Annotated in this window: 16 protein-coding genes and 2 tRNA genes; 5 read left to right on the forward strand and 13 right to left on the reverse strand. The window is 60.1% G+C overall.

Annotated features, from left to right (window positions below; all coding sequences use genetic code 11):
* Positions 1–44 precede the first annotated feature (44 nt).
* The 3 genes from D8U61_RS23400 to uvrB form a co-directional block, all read right to left on the reverse strand.
* Positions 45–120: transfer RNA gene (locus D8U61_RS23400), tRNA-Ala, on the reverse strand.
* Between the two features lie 188 nt (positions 121–308).
* Complete coding sequence (gene gltX / locus D8U61_RS23405) at positions 309–1,790, reverse strand: glutamate--tRNA ligase (protein ID WP_071171803.1); 1,482 nt, start codon at positions 1,788–1,790, stop codon at positions 309–311.
* A 197-nt stretch (positions 1,791–1,987) separates the two neighbouring features.
* A complete protein-coding gene (gene uvrB, locus D8U61_RS23410) occupies positions 1,988–4,003 on the reverse strand; it encodes an excinuclease ABC subunit UvrB (protein ID WP_016773919.1) in 2,016 nt (671 codons plus the stop codon).
* 337 nt (positions 4,004–4,340) lie between these two features.
* Between uvrB and D8U61_RS23415 the strand changes: the two genes are divergently transcribed.
* A complete protein-coding gene (locus tag D8U61_RS23415) occupies positions 4,341–5,537 on the forward strand; it encodes an amino acid aminotransferase (RefSeq protein WP_125927217.1) in 1,197 nt (398 codons plus the stop codon).
* 229 nt (positions 5,538–5,766) lie between these two features.
* On the forward strand, positions 5,767–5,967 hold the full coding sequence (locus tag D8U61_RS23420) for a hypothetical protein (RefSeq protein ID WP_016773917.1): 201 nt from the start codon (positions 5,767–5,769) through the stop codon (positions 5,965–5,967).
* On the opposite strand, the gene D8U61_RS23425 is transcribed toward D8U61_RS23420, so the two are convergent.
* Entirely contained in the window at positions 5,964–6,194 is a 231-nt protein-coding gene (locus D8U61_RS23425) for a hypothetical protein (RefSeq protein WP_122700510.1), read from the reverse strand. The two genes, D8U61_RS23420 and D8U61_RS23425, sit on opposite strands and share 4 nt — an antisense overlap.
* A 219-nt stretch (positions 6,195–6,413) precedes the next feature.
* On the opposite strand from D8U61_RS23425, the gene D8U61_RS23430 reads away from it, so the two are divergent.
* Positions 6,414–6,489: transfer RNA gene (locus D8U61_RS23430), tRNA-Asn, on the forward strand.
* A gap of 113 nt (positions 6,490–6,602) precedes the next feature.
* Here the strand turns inward: D8U61_RS23430 and D8U61_RS23435 are convergent.
* On the reverse strand, positions 6,603–8,126 hold the full coding sequence (locus tag D8U61_RS23435; protein ID WP_024012376.1) for a nucleobase:cation symporter-2 family protein: 1,524 nt from the start codon (positions 8,124–8,126) through the stop codon (positions 6,603–6,605).
* A gap of 252 nt (positions 8,127–8,378) precedes the next feature.
* Between D8U61_RS23435 and D8U61_RS23440 the strand changes: the two genes are divergently transcribed.
* Positions 8,379–8,663: a BrnT family toxin gene (locus D8U61_RS23440; protein WP_041478522.1), complete on the forward strand. Its 285-nt coding sequence runs from the start codon at positions 8,379–8,381 to the stop codon at positions 8,661–8,663.
* A 3-nt stretch (positions 8,664–8,666) separates the two neighbouring features.
* Positions 8,667–9,002 carry a BrnA antitoxin family protein gene (locus D8U61_RS23445; protein ID WP_076567077.1) on the forward strand — a complete coding sequence of 112 codons (336 nt, stop codon included), beginning with the start codon at positions 8,667–8,669 and terminating at the stop codon, positions 9,000–9,002.
* Here the strand turns inward: D8U61_RS23445 and D8U61_RS23450 are convergent.
* The 8 genes from D8U61_RS23450 to mgtA form a co-directional block, all read right to left on the reverse strand.
* Positions 8,999–9,832 carry an arylamine N-acetyltransferase gene (locus tag D8U61_RS23450; RefSeq protein WP_130927727.1) on the reverse strand — a complete coding sequence of 278 codons (834 nt, stop codon included), beginning with the start codon at positions 9,830–9,832 and terminating at the stop codon, positions 8,999–9,001. The genes D8U61_RS23445 and D8U61_RS23450 overlap by 4 nt on opposite strands.
* Before the next feature lie 100 nt (positions 9,833–9,932).
* The gene (xth, locus tag D8U61_RS23455) at positions 9,933–10,727 is read right to left on the reverse strand and encodes an exodeoxyribonuclease III (protein WP_076567072.1); all 795 of its coding nucleotides are present in this window, start codon (positions 10,725–10,727) and stop codon (positions 9,933–9,935) included.
* A gap of 83 nt (positions 10,728–10,810) precedes the next feature.
* Positions 10,811–12,253, reverse strand: a complete 1,443-nt coding sequence (locus D8U61_RS23460) for a mechanosensitive ion channel family protein (RefSeq protein WP_024012372.1) — start codon at positions 12,251–12,253, stop codon at positions 10,811–10,813.
* A gap of 326 nt (positions 12,254–12,579) precedes the next feature.
* Positions 12,580–13,446, reverse strand: a complete 867-nt coding sequence (locus D8U61_RS23465; protein ID WP_130927728.1) for a pirin family protein — start codon at positions 13,444–13,446, stop codon at positions 12,580–12,582.
* Positions 13,447–13,604: 158 nt separating this feature from the next.
* Positions 13,605–16,811 (reverse strand): transporter substrate-binding domain-containing protein, encoded by a 3,207-nt coding sequence (locus D8U61_RS23470; protein ID WP_130927729.1) that lies wholly within the window; start codon positions 16,809–16,811, stop codon positions 13,605–13,607.
* A 10-nt stretch (positions 16,812–16,821) separates the two neighbouring features.
* Positions 16,822–17,454 (reverse strand): response regulator transcription factor, encoded by a 633-nt coding sequence (locus D8U61_RS23475; RefSeq protein WP_024012369.1) that lies wholly within the window; start codon positions 17,452–17,454, stop codon positions 16,822–16,824.
* 125 nt (positions 17,455–17,579) lie between these two features.
* On the reverse strand, positions 17,580–18,014 hold the full coding sequence (locus D8U61_RS23480) for a hypothetical protein (RefSeq protein WP_016773907.1): 435 nt from the start codon (positions 18,012–18,014) through the stop codon (positions 17,580–17,582).
* 230 nt (positions 18,015–18,244) lie between these two features.
* Entirely contained in the window at positions 18,245–20,944 is a 2,700-nt protein-coding gene (gene mgtA, locus D8U61_RS23485) for a magnesium-translocating P-type ATPase (RefSeq protein WP_130927730.1), read from the reverse strand.
* Positions 20,945–21,128 lie beyond the last annotated feature (184 nt).

A 21,128-nucleotide genomic window follows, 5' to 3' on the forward strand; every position in this document is an offset into this window, starting at 1 on the left:
TGATCGATTCAAGGCCGGTGTGGCCAGACCTTGAACTGTAAAATTGGTGGAGCTAGACGGGATCGAACCGTCGACCTCTTGCATGCCATGCAAGCGCTCTCCCAGCTGAGCTATAGCCCCTCATCGCTGAGGACGGGGCGAATCTTAAGGGCGTATCGAAAGCCTGTCAAACTTATTTTTGAAAAATTTCAAAATTTTTTGCCGGGATAACAATCACTTACCGCCCTCCCCCGTAAATTCGGGAGAAACGCCGAAGGCAGGATCAAAAGATCGCAGCCTTCGGCAGTCCTGCAGAGAAGCAAAAGCAATCAGGCGATGGCGCCCAAGAGCTTTTCCCACTCTTTGTTTTCTTTCTTCGACACGCCGCCCAGCAGGTCAATCGCCTGGCGCAAGCGGAATCGGGTGAGATCCGGGCCGAGGATTTCCATCGCATCGAGCACCGACACCGAACTCGCCTGCCCGGTGATCGCAGCAAACATCAGCGGCATCGCATCGCGCAGTTTCAGCTCGAGGGATTCGACCACCGCCTGAATCGTCGCGGTGATGCTGTCCTTCTCCCACTGCCGCAGGCTTTCCAGTTTCCACAGGATCAACTGCATCAACTGGCGAACCTGATCGCCGGAGAGTTTTTTCGACTCAAACAGCTTGGCATCCGGATTCACGCCGCCAGCAAAGAAGAACCCCGCCAGCGGTGCGACCTGGCTGAACGTTTCAACCCGGCCCTGCACGTGCGGCGCGATCTTCATCATGTAGTCGGAGTTGAACGCCCACTTCTGCACGCGGGCGGCAAACTCTTCCACCGGCAGATCGCGCAGCCACTGGCCGTTGAGCCACGACAGCTTCTCGATGTCGAAGATCGGCCCGCCGAGGGACACTCGCTTGAGGTCGAAGTTGTCGACCATTTCCTGCAGCGAGAACTTCTCGCGCTCGTCCGGCATCGACCAGCCCATGCGGCCGAGGTAGTTGAGCATCGCTTCCGGCATGAAGCCCATGCGCTCGTAGAACGTCACCGAGGTCGGGTTCTTGCGCTTGGACAGCTTGCTCTTGTCCGGGTTGCGCAGCAGCGGCATGTAGCACAGCTCTGGTTGTTCCCAGCCGAAGTATTCGTAGAGCAAGATCAGTTTCGGTGCCGATGGCAGCCACTCTTCGCCACGCAGCACGTGGGTGATGCCCATCAGGTGATCGTCGACGACGTTGGCGAGAAAGTACGTCGGCAGGCCGTCGGTCTTCATCAGCACTTGCATGTCCATGCGATCCCACGGGATCTCGACGTCGCCACGCAACATGTCCGGCACCACGCAGACGCCTTCGCTCGGCACTTTCATGCGGATCACGTGCGGTTCGCCAGCGGCCAGGCGCGCCGCGACTTCTTCCTTCGACAGCAGCAGTGCGCGGCCGTCGTAACGTGGAGTTTCGCCGCGAGCCATTTGCTCGGCGCGCATCTGATCGAGTTCTTCAGCGGTGCAGAAGCACGGGAACGCATGACCCATGTCGACCAGTTGCTGGCAGTACTTCTGGTAGATATCGCCGCGCTCGCTCTGCCGATAAGGGCCGTGCGGGCCGCCGACATCCGGGCCTTCGCTCCAGTCGATGCCGAGCCAGCGCAGGGCGTCGAAGATCTGCTGTTCGGACTCGCGGGTCGAACGCAATTGATCGGTGTCTTCGATGCGCAGGATGAACTCACCGCCATGCTGCTTGGCAAAGCAGTAGTTGAACAATGCGATGTAAGCGGTACCTACGTGGGGGTCCCCGGTAGGCGATGGCGCGATGCGAGTGCGGACGGTGGTCATGGCTTGTCTCGAAAAAATGAAGAGCAGAACAATCAAGCGGCGAATGGTAACAGGCGACACCCGCCCCGCTCCAGCGGGCAGGGTATTTAAGCCGGATGCGCTAGGCCGTCCGATTTGTGGGAAGGCCATTCGCGAGCAGGCTCGCTCCCACAGGGATACACAATGATCGTTCCCACGCTCTGCGTGGGAACGATCCCTTATACCGTAAGCAATCGTTCGCGCAGTTTGGCAATCTCGTCACGCATCTGCGCCGCCGCTTCAAACTCCAGATCCCGCGCCAGTTGGTACATCTTCTCTTCCAGCGCGCGGATGCGTTTGGTGATTTCGCTTGGCGAGCGCAACTCGGCTTCGTACTTGGCGTTCTCTTCGGCGGCCTTGGCCATGCCTTTGCGCTTCTTGCTGCGCGAACCCGGCACGGTGGCGCCTTCCATGATGTCGGCGACGTCCTTGATCACACCTTTCGGGGTGATGCCGTTCTCAAGGTTGAAGGCGATCTGCTTCTCGCGACGGCGCTCGGTCTCACCAATCGCCCGCTCCATCGAACCAGTCATGCGATCAGCGTAGAGAATCGCCCGGCCATTGAGGTTACGCGCCGCGCGACCGATGGTCTGGATCAGCGAGCGCTCGGAACGCAGGAAGCCTTCCTTGTCGGCATCGAGAATCGCCACCAGCGACACTTCCGGCATGTCGAGGCCTTCACGCAGCAGGTTGATCCCGACCAGCACATCGAACACGCCGAGGCGCAAATCGCGGATGATCTCGACGCGCTCGACGGTGTCGATGTCCGAGTGCAGATAACGCACGCGCACGCCGTGGTCGGCGAGGTAATCGGTCAGGTCTTCGGCCATGCGCTTGGTCAGCGTGGTGACCAGCACACGTTCTTCGATCGCTACACGCTTGGTGATTTCCGAGAGCAAGTCATCGACCTGGGTCAGCGCCGGCCGCACTTCAACCTGCGGGTCGACCAGGCCAGTCGGCCGCACCACCTGTTCGACCACGCGCCCGGCGTGCTCGGCTTCGTAATTGCCGGGCGTTGCCGAGACGAAAATGGTTTGCGGGCTGACCCCTTCCCACTCGTCGAAACGCATGGGCCGGTTGTCAAGCGCCGAAGGCAGGCGGAAGCCGTACTCGACCAGCGTCTCTTTACGCGAACGGTCGCCCTTATACATCGCGCCGACCTGCGGCACGCTGACGTGGGATTCGTCGATCACCAGCAAGGCGTCGGCCGGCAGATAGTCGTAAAGGGTGGGCGGCGCCGCGCCGGACGGACGCCCGGACAGGTAGCGCGAGTAGTTTTCGATGCCGTTGCAATAGCCCAGTTCGAGGATCATTTCCAGGTCGAAACGGGTGCGCTGTTCCAGACGCTGGGCTTCCACCAGTTTGTTGTTGCTGCGCAGGTATTCGAGGCGCTCCTGCAATTCGACCTTGATGCCTTCGATAGCATCGAGCAGGGTTTCCCGAGGCGTCACGTAGTGACTTTTCGGGTAGAAAGTGAAGCGCGGCATCTTGCGGATGACTTCGCCGGTCAGTGGATCGAAGGCGGAAATGCTCTCGACCTCGTCATCGAACAGCTCGATGCGGATCGCTTCCAGATCGGATTCCGCCGGGAAGATATCGATCACGTCACCGCGCACGCGGAACGTCGCCCGGGCGAAATCCATGTCGTTGCGGGTGTATTGCAAGTCGGCCAGGCGCCGCAGCAGCGCACGCTGATCAAGCTTGTCGCCGCGATCAACGTGCAAGACCATTTTCAGATAGGTTTCCGGACTGCCCAGACCATAGATGCACGACACCGTGGTGACGATGATCGCGTCCTTGCGTTCCAGCAACGCCTTGGTCGCGGACAGCCGCATCTGCTCGATGTGGTCGTTGATCGACGCGTCCTTCTCGATGAAGGTGTCGGACGACGGCACATAGGCTTCGGGCTGGTAGTAGTCGTAGTAGGAAACGAAGTATTCAACGGCGTTGTTCGGGAAGAACGCCTTGAACTCCCCGTACAACTGCGCGGCCAGGGTCTTGTTCGGCGCCAGTACGAGCGTCGGCCGCTGGACCTGGGAGATGACGTTGGCAATGCTGAAGGTCTTGCCCGAACCGGTCACACCGAGCAGTGTCTGGTGCGCCAGCCCGGCGTCAATGCCCTCAACCAACTGGCGAATGGCTTCCGGCTGATCGCCGGCAGGCTCGAAGCGGGTGACTAGCTGGAATTCCGACATACACACCTCTGGAATCGCGGCGTTCCGCGTCAGACGGAGCACCACGAGGACGACCGCAAACGACCGATGTCGCGCAAGAAAAAACCTGGATTGTGCTGAATGTGGTGGCGATTGCCTGACCTTTCAAGGCAAACGTCCTACATCCGGTAAAGAGTCTGACAAAGTCAATCGACTAACGGTCAAGAAATAATCGGAAAAACTTACCCTAAAAGCCGATTCGCCTGTCGCCATTGCGCGGTGATGGCCTCTATACTAGCTCCCCGTTTGTGCACCGCTCTAGTGCATTCGGCTGGAGCGCGACACGTCCCTCCACTCTCCATTCAGAGCCGCCGTAATAATGAGCCTGTTCTCCGCTGTCGAAATGGCACCCCGCGATCCAATCCTGGGCCTCAACGAAGCATTCAACGCCGATACCCGGACCACCAAGGTCAACCTGGGCGTGGGCGTGTACTGCAACGAAGAGGGGCGAATTCCACTGCTGCGCGCGGTGATCGAAGCCGAGACGATTCGCGTCGCGCAACACGCTTCGCGCGGTTACCTGCCGATCGATGGCATCGCTGCCTACGACCAGGCCGTGCAGAAATTGCTGTTCGGCAACGACTCGCCGCTGACCAGCGCCGGTCGCGTCATCACAACTCAGGCCGTCGGCGGGACCGGCGCACTGAAAATCGGTGCCGACTTCCTCAAGCAACTGCTGCCGAACGCCGTCGTGGCGATCAGCGACCCGAGCTGGGAAAACCACCGCGCGCTGTTCGAAACCGCTGGTTTCCCGGTGCAGAACTACCGTTACTACGACGCTGCCACCCATGACGTGAACCGTGCCGGCATGCTCGACGACCTCAACGCCCTGCCGAACGGCTCGATCGTTGTCCTGCATGCTTGCTGCCACAACCCGACCGGCGTCGACCTGACCCCGGCGGACTGGAACAAGGTGCTGGAAGTGGTCAAGGCCAAAGGTCACGTGCCGTTCCTCGACATGGCTTACCAGGGTTTCGGCGACGGCATCGACGAAGACGCCGCCGCTGTGCGCCTGTTCGCCGAATCCGGCCTGACCTTTTTCGTCTCGAGCTCGTTCTCCAAGTCGTTCTCGCTGTACGGCGAACGCGTTGGCGCACTGTCGATCATCAGCGAATCGAAAGAAGAAAGCGCGCGCGTGCTGTCGCAGGTCAAGCGCGTGATCCGCACCAACTACTCCAACCCGCCGACCCACGGCGCCAGCATCGTTGCTGCGGTGCTGAACAGCCCGGAACTGCGCGCGCAGTGGGAAGCCGAGCTGGCCGAGATGCGTCTGCGTATTCGCGGCATGCGCGAGCAGATGGTTGCCCTGCTGGCGGAAAAAGCCCCGGGCCGCGATTTCAGCTTCGTTGGTCGTCAGCGCGGCATGTTCTCCTACTCCGGCCTGACCACTGAACAAGTGCATCGCCTGCGCAACGAGTTCGGCATCTACGCCCTGGACACCGGCCGCATCTGCGTGGCCGCGCTGAACCAGAGCAACATCAAGGCTGTGACGGACGCGATCGTTCAGGTCATCTGATTTCGGCGAGTGATGAAAAACGGGAAGCCTTTTGGGCTTCCCGTTTTTATTTGTCTCTGGAAACGCCTCGCAACCTCTAGACTGCACACAATTCAAAGTGTAGGAGCTGACGAGTGCAACGAGGCTGCGATCTTTTGATCTTGTTTCTAAGATCAAGATCAAAAGATCGCAGCGTTCCGCAGCTCCTACCGGTTTTGTGTACACCCGAGATTTTCTGAAGAGAACCCACATGAAAAACGACAACCTGCGCGCTGACCGTGACGACCTGGATGATTTCATCCCGCGCGCTCCGGCCAAGCGTGAAAAGAGCCTGGTGCTGCAAGTCGCCACCGGGGTATTCCTCGGTGGCCTGGCCCTGTGGCTGGTGCAACTGGCGGCGACGGCGGCCTATGCCAAGCTGATGCTCGGCACGATTACCTTCGGCAGTTAAGCCAGCTCGGCCGAGCGTTGAGTGGCAGCATCGTCGTAAATCACATACAGCGACTCGGCGACCTGGCTCTTGATGGCCTTGCTGCTTTCAAGACCAAGCACGAAACCTTCAGCCTTGCCGCCAGCGCGGTTCAATTCTTCGGCGGTGCTTGCCCCGGCGATTGCATCGAAGAGTTTTTCGGCGTGCGGGCCGATCCCTTTGGGCAGGCTGATCTGTGCAGTGCTCATGCGAGCACCTCGGTATTACGGGTGATTTGAGTCATGGCGCGTACCTTTGCGGCGAATGGCCGGCAGCGCGTGTGACCACTTCCGGGCTGCCATGGTAGACCTCTGAGGCCTTTCTGGTAACCGCCAATCGCTGACAAAATGCCGTCCGTCCCGACGAATCGCAAAAGTTGCCAGGCGATGCTTGACTTCTCTTTTTGAATCAGTAACATACGCACCAATTCCGCAATAGCTCAGTTGGTAGAGCAAGTGACTGTTAATCACTGGGTCCCTGGTTCGAGTCCAGGTTGTGGAGCCAAATAGCAAAGCCCCTGAATCGCGAGATTCAGGGGCTTTTTTGTGGACGCTCGAAAAATGCCAAAAGGCCGATCTGCTTGGGCAGATCGGCCTTTTCTGTTTCAGACGCAGCGGTCAGACATGTTCGCTGCTTTTCACCTGCACCTTCGGCGCGCCGTGGCCATGGTCGTGGTCATCCGGCTCGATCACGGGCACTTCCTTGCCATCGCAATCATGCAGCTTGCCGTCGCTGAAGTAATCGCCTTCACGCAGCGCGGCCAGATCGCGATAACGCAGGGTGCGCTCTTCGGCTGCGGCGAACACCGATTGTTGATCCGAATTGCCGGTCGTGAAGTGGTTGAACGCCAGGTTGAGCAGGATCGCCATGATTGCAGATGAACTGATGCCCGAATGGAAAATAGTCGCGAACCAGCTCGGGAAATGATCGTAGAAGTTCGGCGCGGCGATCGGGATCATGCCGAAACCGATCGAAGTGGCCACGATGATCAGGTTGACGTTGTTGCGGTAGTCCACCTTCGACAACGTGCGAATGCCGCTCGCCGCCACGGTGCCGAACAGCACGATCCCTGCGCCGCCAAGGACCGAAGTCGGCACGGCGGCAATCACCCGGCCCATGAACGGCAGCAGGCCGAGCACCACCAGGAACAAGCCGCCGGTAGCGACCACGAATCGGCTCTTGATCCCGGTCACCGCCACCAGCCCTACGTTCTGCGCGAAAGCACTTTGCGTAAACGAACCGAAGATCGGCGCAAACATGCTCGACAGCATGTCGGCACGCAGGCCGTTACCCAAGCGTTTGGAATCCACCTTGGTGTCAATGATCTCGCCCACGGCGAGGATGTCCGCCGAGGTTTCCACCAGCGTCACCATGACCACAATGCACATCGACAGGATCGCGGCGAAATGGAAGGTCGGCATGCCGAAGTGGAACGGTGTCGGGAAGCCGAACATGGGGCCGGTGGTGACACTGGAGAAATCCGCCATGCCAAGGAACACCGCCAGCACCGTGCCGATGACCATGGCCAGCAGAATCGACAGCCGAGAAATGGTCGCGCTGCCAACCTTGCTCAGCAGCAACACCAGCACCAGCGTGACCGCCGCCAGACCGATGTTCTGCATGCTGCCGAAGTCCGGCGCGTGGCTGTTGCCGCCCATCGCCCAGCGTGCGGCCACCGGCATCAGCGTCAGGCCGATGGTGGTGATCACAATGCCGGTGACCAGCGGCGGAAAGAACTTGGTGATGCGTGAAAACACCGGCGTGATCAGCAAGCCGATCAACGAGGCGGCAATCACCGCACCCAGCACCGATTGGAAACCGCCCTCCCCGCCGCTGCTGACGATCGCAACCATGGTCGCCACGCCGGAGAACGATACGCCCTGGACCAGCGGCAGCTGACAGCCAAAAAACGGCAGACCCAGGGTTTGCAGCAACGTCGCCAGCCCCCCCGCAAACAATGAAGCAGCAATCAACAGACCAATGTCCGCCGGCGACAGACCGGCCGCCTGGCCAATGATCAGTGGCACCGCAACGATACCGCCGTACATGGTCAGAACATGTTGCAGGCCGTAAGCCATATTCGCGCCGACCCCGAGGTTTTCGTCCTCGGGCCGTTGGTGTGAAACATGGGGCGTTTTCATGGTGGGGGGTTCCCTGGTTTTTGTTATGCGCACACTGTATTCAATACTCAGGACAAATGTCCATAGAGTTGTATACAACTTGTCAGTCACATTATGGTTAGGTAGCCATCCAACCTTCTAGCCTGCGCTTCTTGCCCCAACAAATCCGGCAACACATCCCCGCTGCATCCTCGCCAGTGCCCACTAGGCTGAAGTGTTCACGGCGACCGACGGTGCAGTCGCGCTCTTTTTTATACATATAAAGTATGCATAATGAAGTCATTCAAGATTCAGTACGACAAAAGCAAAAACGCAGCCAACAAACTCAAGCACAAAGGCATCAGCCTCGCCGAAGCCGAACCGGTTTTTCATGACGAACGCGCACTGACACTTGAGGACAACGACCATGACGAACAACGCTGGATCACCCTCGGCCTCGATGCCAAAGGTCGTGTGCTTGCCGTTGCTTACAGCTATCGCGAAGCCAATGTTGTTCGAATCATTTCCGCACGTCTCGCCACACCCAGCGAACGGCGCGCGTATTTTCAGGAGGCTTGAACGATGAAAGACGAATATGACTTTTCCGCAGGTAAACGCGGCGCAGTAGCGCCGAGCAAGGGCAAGACCCGCATCACTATCATGCTTGATGACGCGGTGATCGAAGCGGCGCGTACCGCCGCGGAAACCGAGGGCTTTGGCTACCAGACTGTGATCAACAACACCCTGCGCCATGCTCTGCTTGATGGCCCACGCCAGCAGGAAAGCGCCGACGATTCAGGTCTGACGGGCCAATTCAAGAAAGGCATCACCGCCACCGATCTCAAGAGTCTCGAGCGAAAGCTGTCAGCGGCCATCGGCGAAATCCGTCGCGTATTGGAGCCTGATGTAAAGCCTTAGATGGAGGCTGGCGCGATGACCCGAGCCAGCGCTTGTCGCACACGCGGTGAATCAGGCACCTGAAGATCGAACTCGCGCCGCAGCAATTTCATCAGCTCGTCGACGTCCGCCACCTCGCGCCGCTCACTGTCCGCGCCCATGTGATGAATGGCAAAACTGCCGTTGTTCAGGGTTTTGCGCCAGCCAGCGCCGGTGCGCGCGACCATCAGGCGCTGCGAAAAGGGTGACTCGGGATGGGTGGAGACGTACCAGTTGCCGACGGTGTAATCGATGTCTTCCTGGCGTTGCAAATCGAACAGGTACATCGGCCGCCATTCGCCTGCGACTTTGGCGCGCAGCAGATAGCCATCTGCTTGCTTGTCGATGCGGTAAGGTTCGTGCGGGGTGGGTTGCTCATCTTCACTGTCGAGCAACAGCGGCGCGGTGGGCACCATGCCGCCGAAGCCGACGTCGGTGATGTAACGCACTCCCTCGATGGTCACCAGACTCAAACGATGGGTTCGCGCCGTCCAGCTACCTTCCGGTTGATTCATCACCACGCGCCCGCTGATCGCCCGTGCGTCGAAGCCCAATTCAAGCAGCAGCGCATAGAACAAATGATTGAGCTCATAGCAGTAGCCGCCCCGCCCCTGCTGCAACACCTTGTCTTCGATGGAGACCAAGTCGATCAACACCGGCTCTGCACTGATCGTCGCCAGATTTTCGAAAACAAACTGAGCGGTGTGGCGCGACTGCAACTGGCGCAACGTATCAAGCGTCGGTGGCGGCGGCGCATCGAAACCCAGACGTTGCAGGTACAGATTGGTACTGGTCAGCCGTGGCGCACTCATTGCTCGATCCTTATGCATGGGCCGCAGAACACTGCGTGGATGTTGCCCTGTATACGGGATCAAGCACGGCTTCCGACAATTGATTTCGCCAATCGCCCGCTCAGCGCTTTTTCCGCGAAGCGATGCGAATCCATGTCGGTGCATGGTCACTGGCGTGCGGTTCGTTGCGTACCCAGGCGTCGACGCCAGCGTCGTGCAAATACGGGCTCAATGCCGGATTGAGCAGCAGGTGGTCGATGCGCAGGCCGGAATTGGTTTGCCAATGGTTACGGAAGTAATCCCAGAAGGTGTAGAGGCGCTCTTCGGGATACACGTGGCGCAGAGAATCGGTCCAGCCTTGGTCCAGCAGCCGCTGGTAGCACTCGCGGCTTTCGGGTTGCAACAAGGCGTCCTTGAGCCAGGAACGGGTGTTGTAGATGTCCATGTCGGTGGGCACGACATTGAAGTCACCGGCCAGCACCACCGGGTGATCGCTGCTTTGCAGGTCTTTGGCGTAATTGATCAGACGCTCGAACCAGGCCAGTTTGTAATCGAATTTCGGCCCCGGCTGCGGGTTGCCGTTGGGCAGATACAGGCAACCGACCAGCACACCGTGCACCGCCGCTTCGATATAGCGGCTGTGGGTGTCATCGGCATCGCCGGGCAAACCGCGTCGACTCTCCAACGGCTGCGCATCACGCGCCAGAATCGCCACGCCATTCCATGACGCCTGGCCCTGCCAGATTGCGCCGTAACCGGCGGCCTCCAGTTCGGCGACGGGAAATGCGCTGTCGACTGATTTGAGCTCTTGCAGGCAGACGATGTCCGGTTGCTCGCGCTTGAGCCATTCCAGCAGATTCGGCAGCCGCGCGCGCATGCCGTTGACGTTGAAGGTGGCGATTCGCAGGTTTTTCATCGTCTGCAACTCCTGCTCGGTGGGATTGCAAATTGTGACCCTGAGAACGCCGCCCAGGTTGCATCGAATCACAAAGCGCCAGCTCAGACTCGGTTACGCAGCCATTGCAGAAAGCCTCTTTTCGGCGCGACCACGGGCGTTTCCTCGGTCAGCGACTGCGCCTTGTGCAGACGGAAATCGAGCAATGCCTGCATCGCATCGTGGATGTCATGGCGCGCGTCCAGGCACGGTTTCAGGTAGGACTTCTCGATGCGATACAGGGCGCAGAAAGTCTTCGCGGAAAAATCCGCCGGCAAGGCGGTGTCGGAAAGAATCCCGGCCTCACCGATCACCTCGCCCGGCCCCATGCGCCCGGATTCCAGTGGCGCACCATGGCGCTTGAGCGTCACCGATACCACGCCGGATTCAATGATGAACAAATGATCGCTGACCTCCCCGCCCGCGAGAATCGTTTCGCCGGCGCGGAAAGTTTGCAGGGTCATGTTCTGGCTGAAGGTGTCTTTTTCTTCTTCACGCAGAGTCGAGAAGATCGGTGAGCTTTCCAGCAGCGCCCGTGGCCGCGACAACTGCGGCGCGGCGCTGGTCTCGTTGCTCGACAGCAGGTTGACGCCGGAGGCCTGCAAATGTCGGTACGCGAGATCGAACAACTGATTGCGCACCACGCGCTTCTCGCCCATCGAGGCGACAAACCCGCTGATTTCGTATTCCGCGCCGCCGCTGGCAGAACTCTTCAACGACACGCTCGGCGCCGGTGTGTCGAGCAATTGCCGGCAGCCTTGCATCGCTCGCTCCAGCGCCTCGATTACCGAACTGGGTCGGGCATGGGGGCTGACGGGCACGCTGACGGAAACGCCGAACATATTGCTCGGTCGGCTGAAGTTGATGATTTTGGCTTTCGCCGCCAGCGAGTTGGGAATCACGGCCATGCTGCCCTGACTGGTTTGCAGACGCGTGGCGCGCCAGTCGATGTCGGTGACGCGGCCCTCGGTGCCGTCGATGGAGATCCAGTCATCAAGTTGATAGGGCTTGGTGGTGTTGAGGACGATGCCGGAGAACACGTCGCTCAAGGTGCTCTGCAAAGCCAGGCCGACAATGATCGCCAACGCGCCGGACGTCGCCAGCACACCTTTGACTGGCAGATCGAGCACGTACGCCAGCGCCGCAATGATCGCGATGAGGAAAATCACCGCGCCGAGCAAGTCCTGCAACAGCCGGCCGGTATGGCCGACCCGTTGCATCATCACCGCGCCGATCAGCACCGTCAGGGTCCGCGCACCAAACAGCCACCAGCCGATCTGCAGCCCGGTTGCCGCCAGATGCAGCGGCACGTTGTCGGCCCACGGCGCCGGCTCCATCGGGTTGAGGCCTTCGTTGAACAGCACAATGCTGAACAGGGCGAAAATCAGCACCCGCACCAACAGCTTCCATTCGCTGCCGCGAGAGCTGATCAGCCGCCACAGGCCAAGATCGAGCAGGATCAGGATCAACGCGCTAAACAACGGGTGTTCGGTCAGCAGAGACAGCATCAAACAACTCCGACAAAGGCCAATCGCGAGAAGATCGCACAGATTGGCACAGTGTAGGAGCAATTGATTTCGGTGGAGGAGCACCGGCTTACAAACACGGCAAAACCCTGAGCTGACGAAGGCTGCGATCTTGAGGCAGTGGGACGCGGAGCGTCCCCGGCTGCATTCCCACGCAGAGCGTGGGAACGATCAGACGCTGAACAACCTGTGGGAGCGAGCCTGCTCGCGAAGGCGTCATGTCAGTCACTACTTCTTCGACCGAATCAGAGCATTCGCGAGCAGGCTCGCTCCCACAGTGGAGTTTCAGTTGCCAGTAAAGCTCGGGGTCAGGCGTGCATCTGGCCAAAACGCCCGGACTGGAAGTCGGCGAAGGCCTGGTGGATTTCCTGCTCGGTGTTCATCACGAACGGGCCATGGCCGACGATCGGTTCGTCGATCGGCTCGCCACTGAGCAGCAATACCACCGCGTCTTCGCTGGCCTGGAGGGTGAGTCGATCACCGTCGCGTTCGAACAGCGCCAACTGCCCTACCCCAACCGATTCCGCGCCGTTGACCTGCACCGAACCCTTCAACACCACCAGCGCGGTATTACGTCCTTCGTGCAGATCAAGCGTCAGCATCTTGCCGGCATTGAGGCGCAGATCCCACACGTCGATTGGCGTAAAAGTCCGTGACGGTCCGGTGTGCCCATCGAATTCGCCGGCGATCAGACGCAGGCTGCCGGCGTTGTCCTTGAGCGCGATGCTGGGAATGTCGCGGTCGAGAATGGTCTGGTAACCCGGCGCGGCCATTTTGTCCTTGGCCGGCAGGTTGACCCACAGCTGGACCATTTCCAGCTTGCCGCCGGTTCGGGCGAAGTTTTCCGAGTGGAATTCCTCATGGAGGATGCCGGAAGCTGCGGTCATCCACTGCACATCACCCGGGCCGATGGTGCCGCCACTGCCGGTGGAATCGCGGTGTTGCACTTCGCCGTCGTAAACGATGGTCACGGTTTCGAAACCACGGTGCGGGTGCTGGCCGACGCCACGCTGTTCAGTGGTCGGGGTGAATTCGGCGGGACCGGCGTGATCGAGCAGCAGAAACGGGCTGATGTGCTTGCCCAGATTGTCGTAGGAAAACAGCGTGCGCACCGGGAAACCATCGCCGACCCAATGGCCGCGGGGGCTGGTGTAAATGCCGATGATGTTTTTCATGGGGTCTCCAATGGGTAAATGCATTGGATTAAGCGTAAGGGCATATCGAATATTCGACTAGAGGGTGGAAATCGGCTTGAGTGTTCCATATGCAGAACAATTGAGTCAGCGGCGCGCATTTCGCGAGCAGGCTCGCTTCCACAGGAGTCTGCAATGGTTCAGAGGCACCGTGCGAGGCCGTGCATGGCTTCGCGCAACCTGTCGATGGCACGCTCGATAAACGCGTTTTCACCGTCTCGGCATGCCGTGTCCAGATCTGCACACGCCGCAACAACCCGCGCTGCCCCAACCATTTGCGCACCGCCCCTGATGCGATGGGCCAGCTCACGCAGGCCGTTGCGGTCGCCGACGCGGGTCTGATCCAAAGCCTGCAGATCGTCGCGCAAGCTATTGCCGACTTCCTTGCGCAAACGCTCGATCAACGAGTGATCGGCACCGGCCATCTGCTCCAGGGCACTCAGATCAATCTCGACGGGCTCGGCACTTGGCGGTTCATCTTCGTGGCGCTCGCAACGATGAGCGCCTTTCAGGGCTTCAGCCAGATCATGCAAGCGAATCGGTTTGAACAGGCAGCCGTCCATGCCGGCATCCAGACAACGCAGGCGCTCTTCGATCTGCGCGTTGGCCGTAAAACCGAGGATCAGACAGGGCCTGCGGCCGCTGGCGGCTTCTTCGTTGCGAATCGCCTGCGCCAGCTCATAGCCATTGCGGCGCGGCATGTTGCAGTCGGTAATCACCACATCGAAGGCCTGGGTTCGCCAGCGGTCCAGCCCCTGTTCGCCATCGCCCACATCTACCGTGCGATGCCCCAATTCACTCAGTTGCCAGCACATCAGCAAGCGATTGACCGGGTGATCGTCGACCACCAACACGCTTAATACACAGGTAGCGGCTGCCGCCTCGGGCGTTGCCAGTGTGGTCGTCACAGCTGTCAACAGCGGCAAGGACAGATTCATTTCCACTCGCGTGCCTTGCCCGAGATCACTATCAAGACCCAGCGTGCCGCCCATCATTTCGCAGAGGTTACGGCTGATCACCAGCCCCAGGCCGGAACCGCTGCGCGCCGCTTGAAGGCTATTGCTCGCTTGAACGAACGGGCTGAACAGGCGCTTTTGATCTTCAGCACTTATACCGATGCCGCTGTCTTCGATCAGCACTTGCACACTCACTTGCTCGTGCGATATCGCAACGATCTGCAGTCGCAGGCAGACGTCACCTGACTGGGTGAATTTGATCGCATTGCTCAACAGGTTCGACAGCACCTGTTTGAAGCGCGTCGGATCAATCAGCACATCCACGTCGGCGCGCGGATCAAGTTCGATGCGCCACAAGAGCCGTTTCTGCCGCGCCAGCCCTTCGAAAACCCGACACACCGATAACACCGTCTCGCGCAGGTTGGCCCGCTCGGGCGAAAGGGACAAATGCCCCGACTCGATACGGGCGATGTCGAGAATGTCGCCAATCAACGCCAATAATTGCTGGCCGGCATTCGACGCCACCTGAATTGCCAGTCGATCAGTCACGCCCTCCTCTGCGCGCTTGAGCGCCAGTTCGAGCATGCCGATCAAGGCGTTCATCGGTGTGCGAATCTCGTGGCTCATGGTCGCCAGGAAAGTGCTTTTGGCCCGATTGGCCTCATCCGCTGCGTCCTTGGCCTGTTGCAGTTGCAACAACCATTGCTGGCGCTGATGGATCTGCCGACGCTGCCAGCCGATCCAGATCAGGGCCAGCAGCAGCAAGCCTGCGGCGCCGGCAAAACCAAGCAGAATTTCGCGGCGATGGCGCGACCAATAGCTGTCCTCCACCACCACATCGTGGCTCCAGCGCTCGACCAGTTCATCCATTTGCTGCGGCGCGATGCTCAGCAACGCCTTGTTCAGGATCGAGTGCAGCAACGCCGACTGCGGCGCCGTGGCCAAAGCGATGCGCGCCGGCTGATCGCCTACGGTGCCGGTAATACGCAGGCGGTCGCGGTATTGGCGGGCGATCAGAAAACGCGCCACCAGCAACGAGCTTACCGTCACGTCGACCTGTCCACGGGCAATCAGCGCCATGCCTTCGGCGGGGCTTTTGACTTCGACCAGACGCAGGCCGGGAACCCGTTGCAGGAGGTATTCGCGCAACGGGTGGCCGCGATAGATCGCCAGGCGTTTGCCCGCCAGTTCGTCGAGCGGCAATGGATGTGGTCCGTTCGCTGCGCTGACTAGCACGAACGGATTGTTCAGATAGGCGCGGGTGAATTGCAGCTGCGCTTCCCGCTCGGTGCTCGGCGTTACCACGGGCAAAATATCGAGTGCGCCGGCCTGAAGTTGTTCGAACTGGTCGTTCAGCGAGGTGCCACGCACGATCTCGAAATTCAGCCCGCTGCGCTGCGCAATCAGGCTCAGCAACTGCGCTGCCAGGCCGTTGAAGCGCCCATCAGCATCGAAAAACGCCAACGGCGCGAAGTCTTCGACAGCGCCGACCCGCACCACCGGGTGCTGATCCAGCCACTGCTGCTCGGCGGCGCTGAGCTGTACCCGCGACTGTTCGGCCATCTCGGCGAGGCCGACGCTCCAGCGCTGTTCGATCAGATGGCGACGCTCCATGGGCACGGCCAGCAAGGCCTTGTCGACGATGCGTTTGAGGACCACATCGCTGCGCAACAACGCAAAGGCGAACGGATTGGCATCAAGCCCCGACGGCCCGGCCAGTTGCAGGTCGTTGCGATAATTGGTGTTGATCAGGTAGTTGGCGCTGATGAAGTCGCCCAGGTACACGTCGTCGGCACCGAAGGCGACCGCGCCGAGTGCATCCATGGCCGAAGCATAAAGCTGCACGTGGGCGCCGGGGTAGAAAGCCTGAACATGGGCCAGTGGCAGGTAATCCTCGACCATGGCGATGCGTTTGCCTGCAAGGTCAGCAGGCAGTTTCTCGTCATGACGCGTCACCAGCATTGGCTGATCTTCAGCATACGGCCGCGACAGAACAAAGACCGGATCCGCCGCTTCGAAACTGTTCGAGGTGCCCAGGAGTTCGACGTCAGCGCGCTTGAGTGCGGCCATCAGTGCGGGACGATCGGCGAAACGCCGCACTTCGATCCTGATGCCGAGCAGTTGCGCCAGCAGGTCGGCGTAATCCGCCGTCAGCCCTTCCAGCTCATGCTGTTGGCGGGTGATCTCAAAGGGCGGGTAATCAGGGCCGGAGATGCCCATGCGCAAGACTGGATGCTCACGCAGCCACTGGCGCTCCCGATCATCGAGGCGCACCTGGATACCCCCCGGTTCGAGGCGCGCCAGCACCTCCAGCGTCTGCGGCTGGTCATTCGCCCCGACCGAGGCAACAAGCCCCAGCCACAGCAATAAAACCCGCAGTCCCTGCGTCATGTCGGGGTACTCAGATCAAGTGATTGCGCTTGGCGAACTCACGCAGAAGCACCAGCGAACCCAGGCCAAGTTTCGCCATCATGCGGGTCTTGTAGGTGCTGACGGTTTTGTGACTCAGGTGCATTTCCAAAGCGATGGCCTTGTTCGGTTTGCCCAGCGCCAGATTCACGAAGATGCATAACTCTCGATCGGACAGCTGCGCGATCAGCTCCTTTTCCGTGCGTTGCACGGCGTTGTACAGACCGCTGGTATTGGGCAATGCGGAGAAATAAGTGTGGCCGGACATCAATGCCTTGATGGCTTCGTGCAGCAGAGTCAGTTGATTGCTCTTGGTCACGTAGCCCCGTGCGCCGGCGCGCAGACAGCGCTCCTGGTAATGCGTGGGCTCATGCATGCTGAACACCAGCACCCGGCAACGCGCCGTTGGCGCCTTGATCTGGATTCGCGTCAGCACTTCCAGACCGTCCATCGATCCCAGCCCCAGATCGAGCACAACCAGGTGCGGATCATGCGCGCAGATCAACGGCACGACTTCATTGCCATTGGACGCTTCATGAATCCGGGTGAAGCCTTGAGCCTGCAGAACGATCCGAATGGCCGCGCGCACGACTGGATGGTCATCGACGATCAGCGCTGACTTCATTGGGACTCCTGCAAAATCGAAGACACCGCAACAGTCTGTCCCGGAGTCGGTGGCTGCGCCGGCACTGTTACATGGATGGGCAAGAGAATCACCTGTCAGGTCTGACAGTTGTGCAGAGTGTTTTTTTATGCATTGGCATGGCGCAATGATGCGTGGGCGTCAGGCGCTGCCTGGGGTTCGTCGCAAGTTTCGACTCTTGCCATTACCTGCCCGATGAGCTGTGAATTGGGCAATGGCGTCGGGCTGATCTGCGCGTTTTCCTGAGCAAATCCGGCAGCCGCCTGCAACGGTGCCGACGGTTCGTTGTAGATCAGAGCATGGCGAACCTGTGGGTTATCGAGCAGAAAGCCCAGCAGATCGAGAGAGCCTGCCGCCAGTTCGGCATTGATCACCAGCACATCGAACGGCTCGCAGCCATAGTCGACCAAGGTCAACAATTCGCCGAGAGTCTGCACCGGGGCGACGCGGTAGTAGCCGAGCGCGTTGAACAGGCGCTCGATTTTCATGCGATGAAAATGCTGCGGGTCGGCGATCAGGATGCGCAACGCTTTGTTGCTCATGGTCATTCTCCCGGTGAGGTTTGGGGAGGGCAAGACTACGCAAGCGTCGGCGATAGCTCTGTAGGACTTTTCCTAAAAATTTGGTCATTCATCCGGCGGCCCTGACGCACCAATATCCCCTGCGGGAGCGAGCCTGCTCGCGAAGGGGCTATACCAGTCAGAGACGTATTGACTCGCACGGCGCCTTCGCGAGCAGGCTCGCTCCCACAGGGAAAAGCATTCCATGGCGGTTATTGCCAGCCGAACCGGCAGATGTAGAAGCCTTTAACGGCTTGGGTCAGCGCCATGTACGCCAGCAGAATCACCGGCAGAAACACGAAATACAGCGACGGCAGCGCCTGCAATTTGAAGTAATGCGCCAGCGGCCCCATCGGCAGGAAAATGCCGACCGCCATGATGACCCCGGTCATGACCATCAGCGGCATGGCGGCGCGGCTTTGCAGAAACGGGATCTTCGGCGTGCGGATCATGTGCACGATCAGCGTCTGGGTCAGCAGACCGACCACGAACCAGCCGGACTGGAACAGCGTCTGGTGATCCGGGGTGTTGGCGTCGAACACGTACCACATCAAGGCGAACGTCGTGATATCGAAGATCGAACTGATCGGGCCGAAAAACAGCATGAAGCGCCCGACATCAGCCGGCTGCCAGCGCTGCGGCTGTTTCAGCATCTCGTCGTCGACGTTATCGAACGGAATGGCGATCTGCGAAATATCGTAGAGCAGGTTCTGCACCAGCAGGTGCATCGGCAGCATCGGCAGGAACGGGATGAACGCGCTGGCGACCAGCACCGAGAACACATTGCCGAAGTTGGAACTGGCAGTCATCTTGATGTACTTGAGCATGTTGGCGAAGGTGCGCCGCCCTTCGAGCACGCCCTCCTCCAGCACCATGAGGCTTTTTTCCAACAGGATGATGTCCGCCGCTTCCTTGGCGATGTCCACCGCGCTGTCCACGGAAATGCCGATGTCGGCGCTGCGCAGCGCCGGCGCGTCGTTGATGCCATCGCCCATGAACCCGACCACATGGCCGTTGCCCTTGAGAATGCCGACGATGCGCTCTTTGTGCGCCGGCGTGAGCCTGGCGAAGACGTTGGTCGTCTCGACCGCCATGGCCAGCTCAGCATCACTCATGCGCTCAATGTCATTGCCCAGCAGCAAACCCTGTTGGGCGAGGCCGACCTCGCGGCAGATTTTCGCCGTCACCAGTTCGTTGTCACCGGTCAGCACCTTGACCGCCACGCCATGCTCGGCCAGGGCCTTGAGCGCTGGCGCGGTGCTTTCCTTCGGTGGATCGAGGAACGCCACGTAACCGATCAGCGTCAGTTCCTGTTCATCAGCTAGGCTGTAAGTCTCGCGCCCTGCTGGCATTGAGCGAGCCGCGACCGCCACCACGCGCAGACCTTCGGCGTTGAAGGCGCCGGTGACTTGGCGAATCCGCACCAGCAATTCATCGCTCAAGACTTCATCGACCTCGCCGTGACGCACCCGACTGCACACCGCCAGCACTTCTTCCACCGCGCCTTTGCAGATCAGTTGATGGGGCTGACCGCGGCTCTCCACCACCACCGACATGCGCCGGCGATTGAAATCGAACGGGATCTCATCGACCTTGCGAAACACGCTGCCGACCTTGAGTTCGCGGTGGACTTCCACGTGTTCGAGCACGGCGACATCCAGCAGGTTTTTCAGGCCGGTCTGGTAGTAGCTGTTGAGGTAGGCCAGTTCCAGCACAGCGTCCGAATCCTCACCCCAGACGTCGACATTCCGCGCGAGAAAGATCTTGTCCTGAGTCAGGGTGCCGGTCTTGTCGGTGCACAGCACGTCCATGGCGCCGAAGTTCTGGATCGCGTCGAGGCGTTTGACGATGACCTTTTTGCGCGATAGAAACACGGCGCCTTTGGCCAGGGTCGAAGTGACGATCATCGGCAGCATTTCCGGGGTCAGGCCGACCGCAATCGACAGCGCGAAGAGTAGCGCTTCACTCCAGTCGCCCTTGGTGAAACCGTTGATGAACAGCACCAGCGGCGCCATGACGAACATGAAGCGGATCAGCAGCCAGCTGACCTTGTTGACGCCCTGCTGAAACGAGGTCACCGCCCGGTCCGTCGCGCCGACGCGTTGCGCCAGCGCACCGAAGTAGGTGCTGTTGCCGGTGGTGAGAATCAGTGCAATCGCGCTGCCGGAGACGACGTTGGTGCCCATGAACAGAATGTTGTCCAGCTCCAGCGGGTTACGCGTGTCGCGATCGGTCTGCCGGGTGAATTTCTCCACCGGCATCGACTCACCGGTCATTGCTGCCTGGCTGACGAACAGGTCCTTGGCGCTGAGCACGCGGCAATCGGCGGGAATCATGTCGCCGGCCGAGAGCACGATCAGATCGCCGGGCACCAGTTGCTTGATCGGCAGCTCCCGCCGTGGCCCATCCCGGCGCAGCACCGTAGCGGTGTTGCTGACCATGGCTTTGAGCGCATCGGCAGCTTGATTGGATTTGCTCTCCTGCCAGAAGCGCAGCAGCGTCGAGAGCACCACCATGGAGAAAATCACCACGGCGGCCTTGAGGTCTTCGGTCAGCCAAGAGATCACCGCGAGCAGAGTCAGCAGCAGGTTGAACGGGTTTTTGTAGCAGTGCCACAGATGGGTCCACCACGGCAGCGGCTGCTCGTGTTCAACTTCGTTAAGGCCGTGTTGCGCGCGCAGTGCATCGGCCTCGACCTCGGTGAGCCCCTCGCCATGCGTGCCCAGCGATGACAGCAACGCAGCGCTGTCTTCATGGGCGGCAGCGACCAGCGTACTGGCCAGCGTCGGCGGCACTTCACGGCTGACCGTGGTGTCATTGATCGAATCCAGCAGCGCCAGACGACGGAAGTGCCGGGCGATGTGGCGGCTGCGCAGAAAGCCTGCGAAAAATTCCTTGAGCGTGAGTTTCATGGCTGTGTCCCCTGTGGTCAGCCGGGAAACCGTCGGGCAGGTACCGCCGCGCCCTGGCACCGGGAAAACCGGCACGGCCAGACGTGGCACGCCGGTCGGGAACGACAGGCGTGTCGATAGGCAGCGATGACGATTGAAGTCGCCATCACGCCTGGTTCAGCGTCGATGAGAAGGACGTCGAGAC

The sequence above is a fragment of the Pseudomonas sp. Sample_14 genome, from assembly GCF_004307515.1.
In the GTDB taxonomy this organism is placed as follows: Bacteria; Pseudomonadota; Gammaproteobacteria; order Pseudomonadales; family Pseudomonadaceae; genus Aquipseudomonas; species Aquipseudomonas atacamensis.